The organism is Actinomadura syzygii (genome assembly GCF_008085905.1).
Classification (GTDB): domain Bacteria; phylum Actinomycetota; class Actinomycetes; order Streptosporangiales; family Streptosporangiaceae; genus Spirillospora; species Spirillospora syzygii.
On sequence record NZ_VSFF01000002.1, the window covers coordinates 658,095 to 677,355 of the forward strand.

Here is a 19,261-nt window from a genome sequence, read left to right on the forward strand (position 1 = left end):
GTCGGCGTCGCTCTTCTGCTGTGGGGGACCCGGCCCGGGCCGGGCGGCCTGCCGCGCGTGGGCCGTGCCGGCCGGAGACGGGGGCGCCATGCGGCGCCTCCGGCACGCGCCCGCCTCCCTGTGAATCGCCGGGGACCACGATGGAGTCTCGGCTGACCGGGGGTCGCCGATGCCACGGCCGGAGAATCCTCTCGACCCGGAGACGGGTCCCATCGCGGCGTTCGCGGTACAACTTCGTCGGCTTCGCGCCGATGCGGACAAACCCAGTTACCGCGTCATGGCCAAGCGGTCCTATTACGGCTATACGACGTTGGCCGAGGCCGCTGCCGGGCACAAATTCCCCAGCTGGGAGGTGACGCGCGCCTATGTGATCGCGTGTGACGGGGACCTGGACGAATGGGAACGGCGGTGGCGTGAGACCTCCGCCCTCCTCAATCGTTCTGGAAATGGCGACGGCGGCGACAGGAACGGGGAGAGATCGCCGCCCGACCCGGCGCCGGTCGGGATCACGGCGACCTTGAGCGTCGGGCTCGCTCCGGTCGATCCGACGCGGGCCAGGACGCTGCCCGAGCTGATGGCCATGCTGGACGAGCTCCGCCGCCGGGCGGGGCTGAGCCTGCGCCAGCTCGTCAGCCGTTCGCGGCAGGACGCGGACGGCTCCGTCCTGGCGCGCACCACCGTGTCCGAGTTCTTTCAGGGGGCGCGGGCGCCCCGCGCGCGAGACCTGCTGCGAATCGTGGAGTTGTGCGGCGGTACCTCGTCGGACCTCCAGCGCTGGGCCACCGCCTGCGACCGGCTCGTCGACCCGACCGATGCCTACGGAACGGTGATTCGAGCCTCCCCACCGGCCGAGGGGACCTTCGGTCAACCGGCCGAGCACTATCCGCCCGGCGGGTCGATGGTGCCGCGTCTCCTCCTCGGCGCACGGCTGCGGGCGCTCCGGGAGGCCCGCGGAATCCTGCCGGAGCACGCGGGCTACGCGATCCGCGCTTCGCACTCGAAGATCAGCCGGATCGAGCTCGGCCGAGTCCGGTTCAAGGAGCGCGACGTGGCCGACCTGCTCACCTTGTACGGGGTCATCGATCCCTCCGAGCGGGCCCCGCTGCTGGAACTGGCCAGGCAGACCAACGCCCCGAGTTGGTGGCAGCGGTACGGCGACGTGGTGCCGGGCTGGTACGAGGCGTACCTCGGAATGGAGGAGGCGGCCTCCTCGCTGCGCACCTACGAACTGCAGTTGGTCCCGAGTCTGCTCCAAACCGGGGACTATGCGCGCGCGGTCATCAGGCTCAGGCACCCCTTCGCCTCCGAGGAGGAGGTCGAGCGGCGCGTGCAGGTTCGAGCGATCCGGCAGAGGCGCGTCGCCTTCGAGGAGCCCTTCACCGGTGGGGACCGGCCGAAGCTGTGGGCCGTCCTGGACGAGGCGATCCTGCATCGCCCGTTCCGTGACCGGACGATGATGCGGGCCCAGATCCAGCACTTGATCGAAATGGCCGATTCGCCCGGGGTCGGCTTGCGGATCCTGCCGCTCGGCGCGGGCGGATATCCCGCGGCCGGTTCCTTCACACTCCTGCGGTTCGACGACCCGGACCTGCCGGAAGTGGTCTACCTGGAGCAGATCGCGAGCGCGAACTACCTGGACAGGCCGGACGACGTCGAGCTGTACACGCGCGTCTGGGACGAATGCACCGCCGCGTCCCGCCCCGACAAGACCACGCAGCTTCTCCGCAGGCTTCTGAGGGACATCTGACGTGAAGGCCGTGACGCGGGGTAGCGGTCGGGATATGCGGACACTTGTCAACGGGCTCATCGCCGGGGCGGTCGGGACCAGTGCGCTCAACGCCGTCACCTATCTCGACATGCTCGTACGGGCGCGGGGAGCCAGCAGTACGCCGAACGACGCCGTGCAGAAGATGGCGGACGACGTCCACGTCAACCTGGGGGAGGGCGAGCGGGCCGACAACCGGAAGGAGGCGGTCGGGGCGCTGCTCGGGTTCGGGACGGGCGCCGGGGCGGGCCTCTGCTACGCGGCCGCCGCCCGCGAACGGCCGGTGCCGTGGCCGGTCGGGGCGCTGGCGCTCGGGACGCTGGCCATGCTCGGCTCGAACGTGCCGCTCGCCGCGCTGGGCGTGACGGATCCGCGGGAGTGGTCGCTGTCGGGCTGGGTGTCCGACATCGTGCCGCACCTGGTGTTCGGGGCCGCCGCCTACGCCGCCTACGAGCGCCTGAACTGACCACGAGATCCTGACCATGAGGTCCTAGGACGATGGGACGTGCCGGTCTCGTCCCACCGCCCGACGCGGGGACGCGCCCGCGGACGGCAGCCTGAACGGTATGACCGCGACCCATGACCCCCAAGTCGACGAAAAACCGGCAGAGCTCTCCACGACACCCGGCTGGGCGGCGCTGTTGGCCGCGTCGATCGGGCAGTTCCTCGTCGTCCTGGACATCTCCGTCGTGAACGTCGCGCTCCCCGAAATGCGCACCGGGCTCGGGCTCGGCGCGTCCGGCCTCCAGTGGGTCGTCAACGCCTATTCGCTGACGTTCGCCGGGTTCCTGCTGCTCGGCGGCCGCGCCGCCGACCTGTTCGGCCGCAAGCGCGTGTTCGTCGCGGGGCTCGGCCTGTTCACCGCCGCGAGCCTCGCGGGCGGCTTCGCGCAGGACCCGGCGATGATCATCGGTGCCCGCGCCGTGCAGGGGCTCGGCGCCGCGATCCTCGCCCCGGTCACCCTCTCGCTGATCACCGCCACGTTCCCGGACGGCCCGGCCCGCACCCGCGCGATCGCCATGTGGACGGCCGTCGGCACCGCCGGGGGCGCGACCGGCGGGCTCGTCGGCGGGCTGCTCACCGACTACCTGAGCTGGCGCTGGGTGTTCCTGATCAACGTGCCGATCGGGGTGGCCGTCGCGGTCGTCGCGGTCCGGTGGCTGCGCGGCGAGCGCGGTCCGGCCGGGCGGCAGCGCCTCGACCTGCCGGGCGCGGTGCTCGTCACGGCGGGCGTCGTCCTGCTCGCGTACGGGATCGGCGAGACCGGCGACCACGGCTGGACGTCCCTGATCTGGCTCGGCGCGGGGCTCGTCCTGCTCGCCGGGTTCGTCGCCGTCGAGTCGCGGACGGCGCAGCCGCTCGTCCGGCTCGGGCTGTTCCGGCTGCGGAGCGTCGCGGTCGGGAACCTCGCCACGGTCGTCTCGATGATGGCGGGCTTCGCGCTGTGGTACTTCCTGTCGCTGTACATGCAGAACGTGCTGGAGTACAGCGCCGTCCGCACCGGCCTGTCGTTCCTGCCGCACACCGCGGGCATCATCGTCGGCTCCAGGCTGGCGCCGCCGCTGATGGCCCGCATGGACGCGCGGCTCCTGGCCGGTGCGGGCGGGCTGCTCGCCGCCGTCGGGTTCGCGTGGCAGAGCGCCGTGCTGGACGCCGACGGCACCTTCCTCGGCTCGATCCTCGGCCCGGGCGCGACGATGGCCGTGGGCTTCGGGCTGCTGATGACACCGCTGGTGGAGGCGTCGACAGCGGGCGCGCCGCGGTCCCAGGCCGGTGCGGTGGCGGGCGTGGTCAACACGTCCCGCACCATCGGGGGCGCCATCGGCCTCACCGTTCTCGGCACTGCCGCGGCGCGCTCCGGCGCCGACCTCGTGGACGGCTACGCGACCGCTTTCGTCGTCGCCGCAGTCATCACCGCCGTGGGCACGGCCCTCGTCGCGTTCCTGCCCCGGCCGGAGAACCGGGCCTGAGGGCGCCCGCCGGAAGGTTCGGGCGCCCCCAGGCCAGGGGCTCGGGGGTGGTGGTGCCCTCCGCCGGGCACCGCGCTCCGGCGGAGGGCACGTTCTGGAGGGGACGGACGGTCAGCGCTCGGCCGGCGTCCCGCCGATGATCTTGAGGATCTGGTCGCGGTACGCGGTGACGTCGTTGTAGATCGACGGCCCCTGCGCGCAGACCTGGTCGCCCCGGCTCGTCGCGCCGATGAGCTGCCAGGAACCGGGCCCGCCGGTCACGGCCGGGCCGCCGGAGTCGCCGTAGCAGGCGCCCTTGCCGTTGCCGCCGCCGATGCAGAGCTCGGTCGCCCCTTCGATCTCCTTGCACTTCGCGTCGTCGATGATGCTGGTGTCGAGCTGCTGGAGCTGGACGGGCGGCTGCCCGCAGCCCGGCTGCGGGCAGGTCTGCCCCCAGCCGATGAGGCGGGTCGCCGAGCCGACCGGGGCGCTGCTCGCGATCGGGATCGGCTTCTGCGTCGACGGCAGCGTCAGCTTGAGCAGCGCGAGGTCACCGCCCACGACCTGGCGGCTGAGGACGGGGCGCACCTCGCCGCCGGAGTTCCAGTTCTGGGTGCCGACGCGGACCTGTTCGGGCTGGCCGCAGTGCTCGGCGGTCACGACCCAGCTCGGCGCGACGAGGGAGCCGCCGCAGCCGTGCTGCCCGCCTTCTTGCAGGGACGCCATGAACGAGTAGGTCTCGGTCGCGGGCACGCCGCCCACGATGTTCGCCCTCGGGGGCGGCGGCGGCTCGGCGCCCGCCGCCGCGACCGACGTACCGGACAGTGTCAGGACCGCGATCGGTGCCACGGCCCACAGTCTGCGCTTCCTCATGAGCGGGGGTTCCTTTCACAGGAGTGCGGAACGAAGAAACGTGCTGACCGCCTGGCCCTGTCGGTCGGTCCCCGGCCGGCGTCACGGAAGCGGCGCGGCGCCGGCCGGTGATTCGACTATTGACCACCCACCCGCGATTGGCGAACGGCCGCTTCGACGGCGGAACCCCTTTTAGAAGGCGTTCTACGCAGGCGGCCGTGGCCACCTGCGAACCTTCTACGCGCACCCCGTGGAACTGAACGGGAGGCTACTTTTTCAACCCGGCTCGTAACCTGTGAAAAGCGCTGCGCGGCCCTGGCCGGCGCGGTGATCCGGTCGCGCCAACCCGCATTGGGACGGGGTACGCGCCCGCTCCCCGGGAGAAGGTCGAGTGACGACGGGGTGGCGGGCGGCTCGACGGCTGGAGGACGGGTTGGGCGTGGGCGCGCAGATCACCTGTGTCGGATTCCGGGTCGGCGGATGGGAGCGGCTGGGCACGCCCGACCGGATACGTGCGCGCGTCGACCTGGTCGAACGCGTGCGGCGGCTCCGCGGCTTCGCCGGGGGCGCGAAGGTCGACGCGCTGCTCGCCGCGGGCGAGTTCCTCGTGTTCGTGCTCCGCGCGGAGCCCGCCGACACGACCGTGGCGCTGGTGGACGCCCTGCGCCGGCACGGCGCCGGGCGGGAGGGCACGCGCGTCGGCGTCACGGGCGGCTCGGCGGGTCCGGCGTCGGGCGCGGAGGCCGTCGCCGAGACCGTCCGGCTGCTCGGCCGGGGCCGCGGGTTCGGCGGCGAGGCGCCGTTCTACGTCCTGCTGGGCGACCTGCTGCACTGGCATGTGCGGAGCGCGTCGTCGCTGCCGCGCTTCCAGCGGGTCAGGGGCGAGGCGTTCGGCCCGGACTGGTGGGTGTGGCCGAGGCCCGGCGGCGTCCCGGTGTCGCCCGCGCGGCGCGAGCCGCCGGCGGCGGCGCGGCCCGCCAGGGCGCTGGTGCGGGACGGCGACCACGCCGCGGCGGCCGAGCGGCTGCGCGGCGTGCTGCGCGTCCGGCCCGGCGCGGAGCCGCTGCTCGCGCTCGGGGAGTGCCACCTCGTGCTCGGCGAGCGGCGGGCCGCGGTCGAGACGTGGCGGTACCTGCTGCGGCGGTATCCGCTGACACTGGCCGCCTACCCGCTGATGGACCTCGTCGAGCCGGACGACGTCGCCCGCGGCTACCTCGCGGAGGGGCTGCGCGTCGTCCGGGCGAGCCCCGGCCTCGCGGCGGAGCCGGACCGGTTCGAGCACGGCCTGCTGCTCGCCCTCGCGGCCCGCGCCTACCGGCGAGGGGAGCAGCGGGCGGGCGACCGGCTGGTGAACGAGGCCGCCGACGTCCACCCCGGGGGCGGCGCGCCGCTGCGGGTGCTCGCCGTCGAGGCGCTCCGGCGCGGGGACCGCGCGGGGGCCCGGCGGCTGCTGGCCGCCGCGCTCGCACGGCAGCCGGAGGAGACGTAGATATGTGGCATGTGACCCTAATCAGTGGTGCACAACCTGACATACTTGGTCCCCGTTCGGGCGGCGTCCGATCCGGGAGCGGGTCGGCGCGGCGAGACGCGCGTGCGCTGAGGAGACGTCCGATGACGAGCTCCGGTTGGAACGAACGCTCCTTCCTGGGACGGCTGACACCCCCCGCCCGGCAGGCCGTGCTGGGGCTCGGACGGACGCGCACCCTCCAGCCGGGCGATCCGCTGATGCGGCAGGGCGAACCGGGGACGTCGGTGTCCCTGCTGCTCGCCGGCCGGGTCAGCGTGACCAGGATCGTGGAGAACGGGTCCCCGTCGCTGCTCGGCATCCGGCACCCGGGCGACCTGGTCGGCGAGATGGCGGTGATCAGCCAGGGGGTCCGCGCCGCCACCGTCACCGCCCTCGACCGGTGCGTCGTCTCCGTCCTCCCGGCGCGGGCGTTCATGAAGTGCCTCACCGACGTGCCGGAGGCGATGCTCGCGCTCAGCCGGATGACCGGCGACCGGCTCACCCAGGCCAACACCTACCGCGCCGACGCGGCCGGGTACGAGGTCGAGGTCAGGCTGGCGCGGGCCCTGCTGTACCAGGCGGAGCAGTCGGCGGACCGGGAGTCGGGCCGTCCCGTCATCAAGCTCAGGCAGAAGCAGCTCGCGATGCTCATCGGCGCGCAGGAGGGCACGGTGCAGAAGGCGCTCAACGGCCCGGCGCTGCGCGACGTCGTCGACTGCGGCCGCGGCCGGATCGTGCTGCGCGACGTCGGCGGCCTGGCGAGGCTCGCCGAGATGGACCCGCCGCCCGAGCTCCGGACCTGAAGGGGGAGCGCGGGACCGCCGAATTCCTCCTTGCCCGTACTGGTGCGGGTTGTGCCGTCCGATAGGTGGCCAGACTTCTGCCAACGCCCGAGAAGGGGGACGGCATGGGGGCATGGTCGCGTCGTTCGTTGTGCGCCGGACTGGACATCAAGGGGTGGAGCAAACGGCTCGTCCCCGAACAGATCCGCGCGCAGCAGGCGCTCGTCAGCGTGGCGCTGACGGCGTGCCGGGAGGCGGGCCTGCCCGAGGAGATCGTGCAGAGCAGCGGGGACGGCGTGCTGATCATGCCGCCGAGCGACATCGACGAGAGCAAGGTGATCCCGGCGCTGGTCTCCGAGCTGGAGGTCGCGCTGCACCAGGAGAACCGGCTGCTGGCCGACGCCGCGAAGATCCGGCTCCGGCTCGCGCTGACCAGCGGCCTGGTCACGCCGGGTCCGGCCGGGTTCAACGGCACGGCGGTGATCGAGTGCTTCCGCCTGCTGGACGGCCCGCCGGTCAAGGCCGCCCTGGACGACCACCCGCGCGCGGAGCTCGCGGTGGTCGTCTCCGACCATCTCTTCCAGGACGTGATCCGCAACGGGTTCGGCTCGCTGCGGGCCGAGGAGTTCTGGCGGGTGCGGAGCGAACTGCCGGACAAGGGCTTCTCCATGGACGCCTGGCTCTACGTCTCCGACCGGGCCGACGGCCCGCGCACGCCGCCGTCCGGCTCCACGGTCGCGCCGTCCGGCGCGCCTGGCGGCGTGGAGCCGGACGGTGTCTCCGGCGTGGTGCCCGGTGCGGGGCCGGGCACCACGCCGGCCTACGACGGGGTCGCGGACGGGGCCGCCGAGGGGGTCGCCGAGGCGTGGGCGCTCCTCGCGCGGGGCCGGACGGAGGAGACGCTCGACCTGCTCCGTGACGCATCCCCCGCCGACCGCGCCGCTCGGGCGGCGGTGCTGGACGTCCGCGCCGAGGCGCTCATGCGGCTGGGCGACCACGAGCGCGCGCGGCGGGACCTGGAGGAGCTGCTCGGCCTCCGGGGCGACCCGTCGGAGCCGCCCGCCCCGTCGGCGCTGCTGCGGCTCGGCCGCTGCCATGTGGCGCTCGGCGCCGTCCAGGAGGCGCGGCAGACCTGGACGTTCCTGCTGGAGCACCGGCCGACCGCGGTCGAGGCGTACCTGGAGCTCGGGCGCCTCGAACGGCGGGCGAGGCGGCACGCGACGGCGCAGAGCTACCTGGTCGAGGGCGTGCGGCTGCTGCGCGGCGGGCGGGACGGGGCCGTCGACCCGGCGGCCGCGGACCGGCTGCTGGACGGCCTGCTGTACGAACTGGCCGCGCTCCCCGTGGCGGACGACGCCGACGATCCCGGGGACGGCGCCGCCGCCCGGCCGCCGGCCGCCGAGCCCGACAATTCCCATAACGAATTCTAAAAAGAGCTCCGGGGGCATGACTGGTCGGTCATGGAACGGGTCATACCTGCCCATAGGCGACAGCTTTCGGACAACGACCGTTCTTGATCATAAGTGTGACAATGGGGTAATCGGTAACAGTCGGATAACTGAGGCCCATTCACCACTCAACTTGCTGTAATCATCGGAAGCCGGGCCGCACGGGGTGGGGTCAAGATCGCACAGGGGTTCTGGAGAATGATGCCAAGAAGGCGCCGCGCTTTCGTGCGCCCAACGGGGAGGGTCGCCCTCATTGCGGCGCTCTTGACCGGTCAGCTAATTCCGCTCGCTCCGGTACGGGCGGAATCGGGAACAGTCGCGTCGATAACGGCGGCGGGCGCCCGCGCGGGCGCGCCCGAGCCGACGCTGATGGACGTGTCGATCCTGGTCGACGAATCGGGGAGCCTCTCGGACGCCGACGTCCGCGCCGAGATCAGCGCCGCGACCACGATCGCCTTAGGCGGGTTGAATTCCCGCAGCCGCGTGTCGATCTACGGATTCGGCAGCCAGAACCAGCCCGGCCAGAACGCGATCACCGCCGCCTGCCCGCCCACGGTGCTGGACAGTCCCGTGAAAAAGGACTCGCTGGCCGCGTGCGTCCGAAAACTGCACCGCAGGGCGGACGGCGAGGGCAACGACACCGACCACGCCGCCGCGCTCGCCAACGGGCTGAGCGCGTTGAACGGCGGCCCGCAGGGCGCGCTGAAAGTGGTCTTCCTGCTCACCGACGGGCGGCTCGACGTCCACCGCAGCCCCAATTACGGACGCATTGAAGAAGACCGTAACACGGAGGCGCAGAAACAGGTCGAGACGCAGCTGGCGCTCGCCGCCGCCAATCGCGTCCAGATATGGCCATTGGGATTCGGCGGCCAGATCGACCGGTCGGCGCTGGACGCGTTCGCGGCGGGCGGCTACCAGGGCGCCTGCGACGAACGCGCCGACTCCAAGCCGCGGGCGCGCGTCGTCCGCGACTCCGGCGATGTGCTGCGCTCCCTCGCCGAGGCGTTCGCCGCGTCCGGCTGCGCGGGCGTCAGCCGCAGCGACGAGACGACGCTCGGCGCCGGCGAAACCCGCGAGCTGAAGATCGACATCCCGATCATCGCGACCGACGGCAACATCACCGTGGCGAAGGGCGACCCGCGGGTCCGCGTCGACTACGTCGACCCGGCCGGCCAGACCGTGCCCGGCAACGGCCGGCTCGGCGAGTCGGTGTTCAAGCGGGCCGGCGAGAACGCCACCGTGGAGACGCTGAGCGTGGTCAACCCGCGCAACGGGCGGTGGAAGATCCGGCTGACCGCGCCGGACAGGCTGTCCAGGCAGCTCGTCAGCGCCACCGCGATCTGGCAGGGCGCGGTGAGCTCCTCCCTGGTGGTCGAGCCGCCGAGCGCCCGGACCGGGCAGCCGGTCACCGTGCGGCTCTCGCTGATCACGCGGCGGGGCGCGATCACCGACGCGAAGGCGCTCGCCGGGCTGAACTTCACCGTCCAGGCCACCGGGGCGGCGCTGACCGCGCCGCAGAACATCGTCATCCGGGACGACGGCAAGACCCCCGACGACCGGGCGGGCGACGGCCGGTACGCGGGCGCGTTCACCGCCCCGCAGCAGCCCGGCGACGTCACCTTCACCGGCGTCGTCAGCGGGTACGGCGTCCGCGCCGAGAAGGTCCCGGTGACGATGGCGGTCGGCGCGCAGGCGCCCGCGCTCCAGGGCCGGGTGGCGTTCTCGTCCGGGTCGGTCGTGCATCCCGGCGACGCGGTGCGCGGCACGGTCACGATGGAGAACACCGGCGCCCCGGTGCGCGGCCGGCTGGTGCTGGACGGGCCGGGCGGCGCGCGCGCGACCCTCGTCGGCTCCACCGACCTGGCGGTCGGGCAGGGCACGACGACCCGTCCGTTCAAGGTGCGGTTCCCGGAGGACGCCCGCCTCGGCGGCGCCTCCATGACGGTGAAGGTCGTCGACGCGGCCGACCTGTCCAAGGTGTACGCCAACGGGCAGCTCACCATCACGGTCAAGAACCCGCCCACGTGGGTCGAGGCGCACCGGTACGAGATCGCGGGCGTGATCCTGCTGGTCCTCCTGCTCGCGCTGCTCGCCTACCTCCGCCGCCGGGCCCACCGCGCCCGGATCGACGTGCGCGGGCTGTTCGCGTCCCTGCGACAGGACGGCGAGGAGGTCGCCGTGCTGAAGGCGCCGGGCAAGTGGGCGTCCGAGTTCCGGTTCGTCGTCCACGACGGCGCGGACGGCGACCCCGGCCTGGACTACCCCCGCTCCGGCGACAGCCCCGTCCGCGCCCGGCGCGGCGCCCCGGGGAAGGTCGTCGTGCAGATCCCGGCCGGTCCGCGCTACGAGGTGGAGGTCGGCGGCGAGGGCGAGCCGTACGAGGAGAGCGGCCTGATGCTGGCCTTCACCGACACCCGTGCGCGCGGCCGCGCCTGGTCCCGCGGCGCCGCGCGCGGGCCCCACCGCGACGCCCGGCCCGAGGCGAAACGCGGCGGCGCGACCGGCGGTTCCCAGGCGCCGGACGATCCCCGCGGGCCGGATCTGCCAGAGGAGCGCGCTCCCGCATCGCAGACCTACGAGGACCCCTGGCTCTAGCGCCAGTCCAGAAGGAAGAGCCAATGAAGCTTTATCAGCCAGTTCTGTTCGTGGGGCTCGGAGGCACCGGCTGCCTGATCGGGGCGGAGTTGGAGCGTCGGCTTCGGGAGGAGTTCTGCGGTCCGGACGGGACCGCGTTCCAGCGGCTTCGCGAGGACGCGCTGCCTTATCAACTGCCCGAGTGCGTGCAGTTCGTGTACGCCGACGTCAATCAGGCCGATCTCGATCGGTTGCCGGGCAGTGTGGTGCCGGGTGCGCAGCATGTGCCGGCGGCGCAGCGGACGGCGCATTACGTCCGGGGTCTGGTGCCGCAGGTGGACACCTATCCGGAGGTGGCGCGGAACCTGCGGTTGACGGCCGAGCGGGAGACGGCGTCGTGGCTGCCGCCCGAGCAGGGCGAGCCGCGGGTGACGCCGCTGCAGCGCGGTGCGGGCCAGCTGCCCACGATCGGGCGGGCGGCGTTGTTCGAGACGTTCCGGGGCGGGATCGGTCACGCGATCAACGATCTGAACGCGGCGATCGGCGGGTTGTCGGGGGCGCAGGCGGCGACCGATCTGTACAAGCTGGGCGGGAAGGCGACGAACAAGAACGCGGTGGACGTGTTCGTCACGTTCTCGGTGGCGGGCGGGACGGGCGCCGGGATCTTCTACGACTACCTGCACCTGATCGGTGAGCTGTTCGAGCGCACCGATCTGCGGCCCAAGATCTACCCGCTGGTGCTGATGCCGTCGGCGTTCGTGGACGGGCTGGGCGGCGGGCGTCCGGCGCAGCTGAACGCGGGCCGCGCGCTGCTGGACCTGTTCCGGCTGGTGGACCAGCAGAACGGCGGCGGGGCGCAGCGGGACCTGCGCGGGCACTCCGCCCGCGCGGCGATCGACCCGGACGAGGTCGCGGTGCACTACCCGGTGGACGGCCGGATCGCGCTGCGGCCGGGCACGGCGCAGACGGGGTTCCTGTTCTGTCGGCCGGTCGGCGCCGAGCCGGGGGACCTGCGGCGGTCGGTGGTGTCGCTGATGCTGTCGCTGCTGGGCACCGAGCTGGACCAGCGGGCGACCTCCGACGGCGAGCAGCACCAGTCGTTCGCCGACAGCTTCATCAACGCCGCGGTGGACCGGCAGATCCCGGCCGAGAACGGGATCGGGAACCGGGGGGTGTCGACCGCGCTGGTGGCGTCGCTGACGGTGCCGGTGGACGAGCTGGCCGACCTGGTCGCGGGACGGCTGCTGCGGACCGGGGTGGACGATCTGCGTGCGGCGCTGCCGGGGGTGGAGTCGAACCGGTCCCTGATCCAGGAGTTCTTCACCGTCGCCAACATCTCCGAGATCCTCACCCGTCCCGCGCAGGACCACGCCGAACCCGAGCCCGCCAACGGCGCCAAGGACGTCACCGCCGCGCTGAACGACCGGGCCGAGACGATGCGCGCGGCGCTGACCCGGCTGCGGTCGCGGCTGGACCGGGAGGTGCCCGAGCGGGTCGGGGCGTTCGACCCGCGCGACGCCGTCCCGCGCATGCTCGCCAAGACCGACCCGTTCCGGCTGACCCGGGTGCTGTTCGGCAACGCCGAGTCGGCCGACGAGCTGGAGCGCGGCGGCGCGGCCGGGCTGATGCAGCGGCGCCGGGTCGAGCCGCCCGCGCCGGAGGGGCTCGGGCCGAACCCGCCGCCGCTGCCGGCGCTGCGCGACCGGACGCTCGGCGTGGTCAAGGTGAAGTGGGCCGATCCGGAGCCGGTGGAGGCGCGGCAGCGCCAGGACCAGTGGTACCGGTGGCGGACCAACGTGCAGTGGACCGAGCCGTGGTCGCAGCTCGCGCCGCGCTGGCGCAAGCCGCTGGACCAGGTGGAGGCGGTGCTGCGGGCGATGACGCGGGCGCTGACCGAGCACGCCGCGCAGGACCGCGACCGGTTCCGCGACCGTGCCGCCGACCTGTCCAAGTCGCGGGTCGGGGTGTCCTACCTGCTGCCGCCCGGCGGCGACCTGGAGCAGTTCTACGTCCGCGTCGTCCGCCGGATCACCGACGACCTGGTCGACAACGGACGCCTCCAGCCGAGCGCGACCGACGCCGACCTGATCAACGTGCTGATCGGCGCGGACGGCTGGCGAGAGTCCTATCGCACGGCCTGGGACGCGACGCCCGAGGCCGCCGTCGCGGAGCTGCGCGAGCGGGTGAAGGCACAGGTCAAAACCTACTTCCGGATGCCGGAGCAGGGCCGGGCGCCGCTGCTGCCGACGCTGCACGACCTGGTCGCGCAGGCCGCCGGGCGGGCCCCCGCCGAGTTCGGCGAGGCGGAGCTGGAGGAGTTCAACAGCAAGCTCGCCGGACTGGTGCCGGCGAACTTCAGCCCGCAGGGCACCGGCCGGATGAAGGTGCTGGTGTCCTACCCGGCGGGCGCGGACGACCCGGGCATCGAGCTGTACCTGCGCGAGGCGATCAACCTTCCCGCCGGGCCCGACATCGTCTACGACTTCACCCACACCACGGCCGAGTCGATCGCGGTCGTGCTGTTCCGCTCGTCCATGGGCATCACCGACGTCCGCGAGGTCCGCGACGTCCTGCGCACCTGGTCCGACGCGATCGACCGGCCGCAGCGGCAGGACTACCTGAAATGGCGACAGCGGCTCGGCTACGACTTCGGCTACCTCGCCACCCACGAGGAGCACCGCGTCCAGATCCTGCACCGGCTCCTGTGCGCCATGTGGAACGACAAGGTCACCGTCGACGGCGACCCCGCCTCGCCGATCAGCGTGTCGGTCCGGCTGTCCGGCGGGGTGTCGATGACGCTGGAGCTGACGCCGCTGGAGCACGCCTCGTCCTGGGGGAGCCTGCTCCAGGCGTACGAGCTGTGGACGTTCGCCGACAACGCGGGCATCCGCCGCGACTTCTGCGCGCAGCTCATGCAGGAGGCCCCGGACGGCGTCGGCAGCATGCCGAAGCCCCCCGGCGACCTCTACCTGGTGCTGCGGGACATGGCGGAGGGGCAGCTCCGCCGCATCGACCAGATGCTCGACGAGCTGCACTCGTCCAGCCGGGCCCGCGCGAAACAGCTGCGCGACTTCTGGGCGCGCACGTACCCTGCCGCGCTGGACGCCGAGTTCACCGACGTGTCCGCGGTCCGCGCCAACCTCCGCGGCCTGGAGAAGCCCGCCCTGCAGAAGCCGGAGGAGGACCGGTGAGCCCGCGCGTCGTCCGGCTGGACCTCAAGGGCTGCGACCCGGGCGAGGCCGCGTCGCGGGTGACCGAGTTGCTGAACACGCCGCAGGATCTCGGCCTCCTGCTGGTCGAGGACTCCGCCGCCGAGGTGGTGGGGCACCGCGCCGCGTTCGAGGCGCTGGACGCGTCCCGGCAGGTGACGCAGCTGCTGTGCCTGGTGGTCGGACGGCAGCCCGCCCCGGGCGCCGCCGCCGGGGACGGCGGGCTCCGGCTGCCCGGCAACATCCGGCAGCGGACCCTGTGGGTGATCGAGGAGACCGGGGTGGACTGGCGGCTGAGCCCCGGCGCCCGCGCCCGCCGCCGCGACGGCCGGGACGGCGACGGCCTCGGCCGGCTGTCGGACCTGCTGCGGCTGCCCGCCGTGTTCGAGCGCACCCACCGGCTGCTCGCCGACGTGCCGTTCGGCGCGGCCGTGCCCGGCCTGCACGTCGCCGGGGCGGCGGCGACCGGGCAGGAGGACTTCCTGCGGGCGCTGCGGACGGCGATCAGGCGGCTGCTGGACCCGGCGGCCCCCGCGCCCGCCGCCCACGACGACGACCGCGCGGCCGGGCGCGTCCCGGTCCGCCTGGTGCCGGGCGGCCCCCTGCAACGCGCGTTCGACGACGCCGGGCGGGCCCTGGACGAGGCGCAGGAGGCGGCCGTCGAGCTGGCCGGGGCCGGCGCGCTGGTCCGCAGGCTCCCGGCCGACGTGCCGGTGCGGGTCGCGGGCGACCGCCTCGCCGAACTGCGGGACCGGCTCGGCTCCCTCTTCCAGGCGGTGCCCGGCGACGGCCGGATCACCGACGACCGGCGGGCCGCGATCGCCGCGCACGGTGTCCAGCCCCCGCCGGTGGAGCGGCTGGAGGCCGAGCCGTTCCGCCGGACGCTGCGCGGCTGGCTGCGCGAGGGCCTCGGCCGTGGCACGTCGCTGGTCCGCCTGGACCAGGAGCTGCGCGCCTGGGCCGCGGGACTGGAGGGCGGCGACGCGCCCGCCAGGCGGCTCGCCGAGATCTGCCCGGACGCGCTGCCGCGCCGGCTGCGCGACCCGCTGCCGATGCCGCCGCCGCAGCCCTGGCTGCCCCCGGTCGGCGCGTGCTGCGCCGCGCTCGCGGGGCTGTCCCCGTTCGGCGTCGGCGGCGGCCTCGTCATGGCGCTGCTGTGGGCGGCGCTGGTCGCGCTGACCGTGATCCGCGCCCCCGGCGGCCGGTTGGAGGACCACTCCAGCAGGCAGGCGGTCAACGCGCTCGCCGCGCTCGGCGGCGGGATCGGGGGCGGCCTCGGCGGCGACGCCCTCGCGCTGCCCGCCGGCGCCTGGGCCGGCGCGGTGTTCGCCGCCGTCGCCGGCGGGCTGGCGGTGATCGTGCAGTCCTGGCGGAGCCGCGCGCTGCGCTGGGCGGACGACGCCGGCCTCGACGTCGCCGAGCGGGCCGTGCAGGACATGCAGCACCTGCTCGGCCGGACGGTCACCGGCTGGGCCCGGCTCAACCGGCGGCTCGACGAGGTCGACGAGCTGAGCCTGCTGCGGCAGGGCCTCGGCGGCGTGCGGGCGGAGCTTGAGGAGCGGTCCCGGCAGCTGGAGAAGGAGGACCTTCCTGGGCCGTCCAGGTCGCTCGCGCCCTACGGGGAGGGCGTCCACTCCCTGCTCGTCGCCCTCGCGGTGGAGGCGCTCGGGCCCGTGCGGCACGACGTGCCCGACGGCGAGGCCGGACGGCTCGCCCGCAAGGAGGCCGCCCTGTACATCGACGAATGGGAGAGCAAGGTCGAGCAGGGCCTCCCGGTCGACGAGCTCAAGTTCGCCGCCGACGCCCCTCCCGTGGCGCCCCCCGCCCGGGAGGACCTCGTGTTCCTCGCCGAGCAGGTCGCCTACGACCCGGCCGGGGAGATGTGGCAGCTGTGCGCGCCCGCCGACCTCGGGCTGCTCGACCCCGCGCCGCAGACGCACGCCGTCCGGTTCGGGCCGCTCCCGGTCGGCGACGGCGCCGGGTTCCCGCCCGGCACCGTGCTCGTGCCGTCGTCGGCGCACTGCGGGGTGCTCCGGCTCGTCCCGCTGCACGCCCGGGTCGTCGAGTGGACCTGGACCGAGGACGAGCAGAACGGAGGCGCGGCGTGAACGTCAGGCTGAGCTACCGCGACGCGCACGGCGCGCGGGTGGACGCGAAGGCCGTCGAGGCCGACCAGGACGAGCCGCCGCTGCGGCCGCCGCTGGAGACCGTCCGGCTGAACCTGGAGCTGCCCGACCGGACGGTCGCCGTCCGCTGCGTCCGGCCCGTCGACCGCGGCGCCGGCGGGCTCGCGGAGGGCTACCGGCGGCTCGACGGGGAGATCCTCGCGGGACTGCGGCTCGCCCGGCTCTGCGACGGCCGCCCCTACCCGCGGACGGTGACCCGCCTCGTCGGGTACGAGGCCGACACGGCGGCGCCGTTCGCGCTGCTGGAGCCGCTGCGGGGCGTCGAGGTCGAGACGCTCGCCGGGACCCTGCCGACCGAGCAGCGGCGCCGCTTCCAGGTGCGGCTGCTGCGCGCGGTGCGGCTGCTCGGCGCCGCCGGGATCTCGCACCGCGGCCTCGGCCCGGACACCGTCCGGTGGGACGGCGACGACGTCCAGATCACCGACTTCTCCCAGGCCGCGCTGATCGGCGCGCCGCGCACCGTCGTCGGCGCGATGCCGTGGCAGGCGCCGGAGCAGCGCCCCGAGACCCCGCCCGGCTGGGTCCGCGGCGAGGTCGGCCCGAACGACGACCTCTGGGCGGCCGGGCGGCTGATCTTCTACGTGGTCACCGGGGAGGACCTCGACGACACGGCGAAGCTCGACGCCAGGCCCGAACTGGCCGCGCTGCTCGCCGGGGTCATCGAGCGGCCGGAGCGCCGCCCGGACGCGCAGACGCTGCTGCGCAGGCTGGGCGAGGCCGACCCGCCGCCCCGCCCGCTCGCCGCCGACCCGGCGTTCGCAAGGGGCCGCGCCGAGTTCTTCGCGCAGCGGCGGCGCAAGCACCCGGGCACCGCCCCGGACCCGGAGTCCCCGCCGCCCCCGCCCGCCCCGGCCGCGCGCCCGGCCCCGCCCCGGCCGCGCCGCGACCGCTCCTGGCTGCTGTGGGCCGGGGTCGCGGCGATGGTCGTGCTGGCCGTCTACCTAGTCCTCGGACGGTGACCCGGTGACCACATCGCTGCTGCACCAGACCCTCTACCGGTGGGGGACGACCGGCCGCCTCGGCGACCTCCGCGACCCCGGGCTCTGCCCGGTGGCGAGCTCGCTCGACCCGTCGTCCACGGCCGAGCTGCGCCGCTGGCACGACCTCGTGGAGCCGTGGCTGCGGCTCGGCGACCGCGGCGTCGCCGAGCCCAGCTTCTTCTACACGGCGTTCCCCGCCGGGACGGCCGCCGCGGGCGAGGCGGTGCTGATCAGGCGCGTCCAGCCGGGCGACGCCCGCACCGCCTCCGCGCACCTGCTGTTCGGCTCCGCCGGGGTGCTCACGCCCCGGCTGGCGCTGGAGCTGCGCGACTGGACGTGGGCGCCCGCCCACCTGCCCGGCCGGGCCCCGATGGTCAACCCGACCTCGCTGATCGCCTACCGGTCCGGCCTCAGCGACGCGGCGCGGACGCCGGCGCTGCGGCACCCGCTCGTCACGCTGATGTCCCGCGTGCTCGCGGGCCCCGGCACGATCGAGGCGCCGGTCACCGACGACACCATGGCGCTGCTGTGGGCGGTCGACGACATCTGCACCGTGCTCGGCTCCGGCCTGCGCGACTGGGACGACTGGCGCGTCGCGTTCGAGACGAACGACGAGCGGCTCTGGTCCGCCGACCCGCCCGGAATGTTCCTGCGGTTCCGGCGGGGCGTGCCGCCGCCGGGCGCCGAGCCGTCCACCCGCGCGGCGGCGCTCGCGCTCGTCCGCCAGTACGTGACCGGCGGCACCAACGCGCTGCGCGACCTGCGGAGCAGCGCCGGGCTGAACGAGCTGGACACCATGGCCGCCCGCGTCGACCGGCTGATCGCGGACGCCCCGCCGTCCGCCGCGCCCGCCCCCGCGTCCGCCGCGCGCACACCCGCACCCGCCGCGCGCACACCGGCGCCCGCGGAGTCCGCACCCGCCCCGCCCCGGGGCCGGGGTCCGGCGCGGGTGGCCGCCGCCGGGACGTTCCGCGCGTCCGCGCCCTCGTCGACGACCGGGAAGGGCGAGCAGGTCTCCTGCCCCATCTGCCTCGGCCGCCTCGACTGGGGAGGGCTCCCGCTCTACACCTACGACCGGGGGCTCAACCAGTACACCGAACTGGTCGTCCCGAAGGACGCGAACCGGGAGCAGCGCGCCCGCATGACGCGGACGGCGTCCGTGCGCTGCCCCAACCCGGGCGACACGATGACCGCCCACTACCTGCCCGCCGGGTACGGGCAGTACGGCTCACCGGCCGTGTACGGCTTCATCGGCGGCACCACGTCCGGGAAGACGCATCTCGTCGCCGCGATGGTCGCCGCGATCGAACGCGGCGAGCTCGGCGGCTACGGCATCACCGCGCAGCCGGTGGACCTCGACCGGCACCAGGCGTTCCTGCGCGACATGGTCCGCCCGCTGTTCACCGAGTCGACGTGGCTGACGCCGACCCGCGAGGGCGAGGTCGCCTTCGCGGACGCGTTCGTCATCTCCGGCGGCGGCAGGCAGCGGGCGGTGGCGCTGTTCGACGTGGCGGGCAGCGAGCTGAGCAACGTCGGCGACGCCAAGCGCTTCCTCGACATCGCCGACGGGCTGGTCTTCGTCGCGGACCCGACCCGGTTCGGGCCGGGCAGCCTCGGCGACCCGTCCTTCAACACGGTGCTCAGCCTGCTCCGGGCCTCCGGACGGCTGTCCCGGGTGAGCGCCGCGATCGTCCTGAACAAGGCCGACCTGTTCAAGTTCGACGATCCGATCGCGCACTGGCTCACCCGCGACTCCGCCGTCCTGGACGCCGCCGAGGTGCTGGACGAGAGCGCCGACGTGTTCGGCTACATGCGCCAGCGGGACGCGGAGGCGTGGACGCGCCCCTATCTGGAATGCGACCGGGCGACCCTGCACGTCGCCTCCGCGACCGGCACCGACGCGGTCGAACGGGGGGTCCGCCCCCAGCGCGTCCTGCGGCCCCTGGTCGCGCTCATGGCGATGACCGGGCTGCTGACGTCCGCCGAGGCCAAGGACATAGGAATCTGAG

The 19,261-nt window shown here is 74.2% G+C and carries 12 protein-coding genes; 11 read left to right on the forward strand and 1 reads right to left on the reverse strand.

The features are described 5' to 3' along the window. Nucleotides 1-517 precede the first annotated feature (517 nt). The 3 genes from FXF65_RS06950 (at nt 518) to FXF65_RS06960 (ending at nt 3,735) form a co-directional block, all read left to right on the forward strand. Complete coding sequence (locus tag FXF65_RS06950) at nt 518-1,747, forward strand: helix-turn-helix domain-containing protein (protein WP_246198389.1); 1,230 nt, start codon at nt 518-520, stop codon at nt 1,745-1,747. 34 nt (nt 1,748-1,781) lie between these two features. After that, on the forward strand, nt 1,782-2,231 hold the full coding sequence (locus FXF65_RS06955) for a hypothetical protein (protein WP_148348850.1): 450 nt from the start codon (nt 1,782-1,784) through the stop codon (nt 2,229-2,231). Nucleotides 2,232-2,331: 100 nt separating this feature from the next. Then, a complete protein-coding gene (locus tag FXF65_RS06960; protein WP_148348851.1) occupies nt 2,332-3,735 on the forward strand; it encodes an MFS transporter in 1,404 nt (467 codons plus the stop codon). Between the two features lie 111 nt (nt 3,736-3,846). Here the strand turns inward: FXF65_RS06960 and FXF65_RS06965 are convergent, their stop codons facing one another. Beyond that, nucleotides 3,847-4,587 (reverse strand): S1 family peptidase, encoded by a 741-nt coding sequence (locus FXF65_RS06965; protein ID WP_148348852.1) that lies wholly within the window; start codon nt 4,585-4,587, stop codon nt 3,847-3,849. A 418-nt stretch (nt 4,588-5,005) separates the two neighbouring features. Here FXF65_RS06965 and FXF65_RS06970 point away from each other — a divergent pair, with 418 nt between their 5' ends. The 8 genes from FXF65_RS06970 to FXF65_RS07005 all read left to right on the forward strand — a co-directional run bounded on the left by FXF65_RS06970 (nt 5,006) and on the right by FXF65_RS07005 (nt 19,260). After that, the gene (locus tag FXF65_RS06970; protein WP_148348853.1) at nt 5,006-6,055 is read left to right on the forward strand and encodes a tetratricopeptide repeat protein; all 1,050 of its coding nucleotides are present in this window, start codon (nt 5,006-5,008) and stop codon (nt 6,053-6,055) included. Between the two features lie 122 nt (nt 6,056-6,177). After that, nucleotides 6,178-6,876: a Crp/Fnr family transcriptional regulator gene (locus tag FXF65_RS06975; protein WP_187412149.1), complete on the forward strand. Its 699-nt coding sequence runs from the start codon at nt 6,178-6,180 to the stop codon at nt 6,874-6,876. Between the two features lie 128 nt (nt 6,877-7,004). Further along, a complete protein-coding gene (locus FXF65_RS06980; RefSeq protein ID WP_148348855.1) occupies nt 7,005-8,285 on the forward strand; it encodes a tetratricopeptide repeat protein in 1,281 nt (426 codons plus the stop codon). Between the two features lie 387 nt (nt 8,286-8,672). After that, nucleotides 8,673-10,898, forward strand: coding sequence for a vWA domain-containing protein (locus FXF65_RS06985; protein WP_187412150.1), 2,226 nt, complete (start codon nt 8,673-8,675; stop codon nt 10,896-10,898). Nucleotides 10,899-10,921: 23 nt separating this feature from the next. After that, the gene (locus FXF65_RS45790) at nt 10,922-14,068 is read left to right on the forward strand and encodes a tubulin-like doman-containing protein (RefSeq protein ID WP_148348857.1); all 3,147 of its coding nucleotides are present in this window, start codon (nt 10,922-10,924) and stop codon (nt 14,066-14,068) included. After that, on the forward strand, nt 14,065-16,194 hold the full coding sequence (locus FXF65_RS06995) for a hypothetical protein (protein WP_148348858.1): 2,130 nt from the start codon (nt 14,065-14,067) through the stop codon (nt 16,192-16,194). The genes FXF65_RS45790 and FXF65_RS06995 overlap by 4 nt, the downstream gene beginning before the upstream one ends. After that, nucleotides 16,191-17,231: a protein kinase family protein gene (locus tag FXF65_RS43555; RefSeq protein WP_187412151.1), complete on the forward strand. Its 1,041-nt coding sequence runs from the start codon at nt 16,191-16,193 to the stop codon at nt 17,229-17,231. The genes FXF65_RS06995 and FXF65_RS43555 overlap by 4 nt, the downstream gene beginning before the upstream one ends. A gap of 4 nt (nt 17,232-17,235) precedes the next feature. Continuing rightward, on the forward strand, nt 17,236-19,260 hold the full coding sequence (locus FXF65_RS07005) for a hypothetical protein (protein WP_148348859.1): 2,025 nt from the start codon (nt 17,236-17,238) through the stop codon (nt 19,258-19,260). Nucleotide 19,261: the final 1 nt, after the last annotated feature.

What these genes read in the sequence shown, in the direction of transcription:
- FXF65_RS06960 (WP_148348851.1), top strand. Translation starts at nt 2,332, where the DNA reads ATGACCGCGACCCATGACCCCCAAGTCGACGAAAAACCGGCAGAGCTC.
- FXF65_RS06965 (WP_148348852.1), bottom strand. Translation starts at nt 4,587, where the DNA reads ATGAGGAAGCGCAGACTGTGGGCCGTGGCACCGATCGCGGTCCTGACA.
- FXF65_RS06985 (WP_187412150.1), top strand. Translation starts at nt 8,673, where the DNA reads ATGGACGTGTCGATCCTGGTCGACGAATCGGGGAGCCTCTCGGACGCC.
- FXF65_RS06975 (WP_187412149.1), top strand. Translation starts at nt 6,178, where the DNA reads ATGACGAGCTCCGGTTGGAACGAACGCTCCTTCCTGGGACGGCTGACA.
- FXF65_RS45790 (WP_148348857.1), top strand. Translation starts at nt 10,922, where the DNA reads ATGAAGCTTTATCAGCCAGTTCTGTTCGTGGGGCTCGGAGGCACCGGC.
- FXF65_RS06955 (WP_148348850.1), top strand. Translation starts at nt 1,782, where the DNA reads ATGCGGACACTTGTCAACGGGCTCATCGCCGGGGCGGTCGGGACCAGT.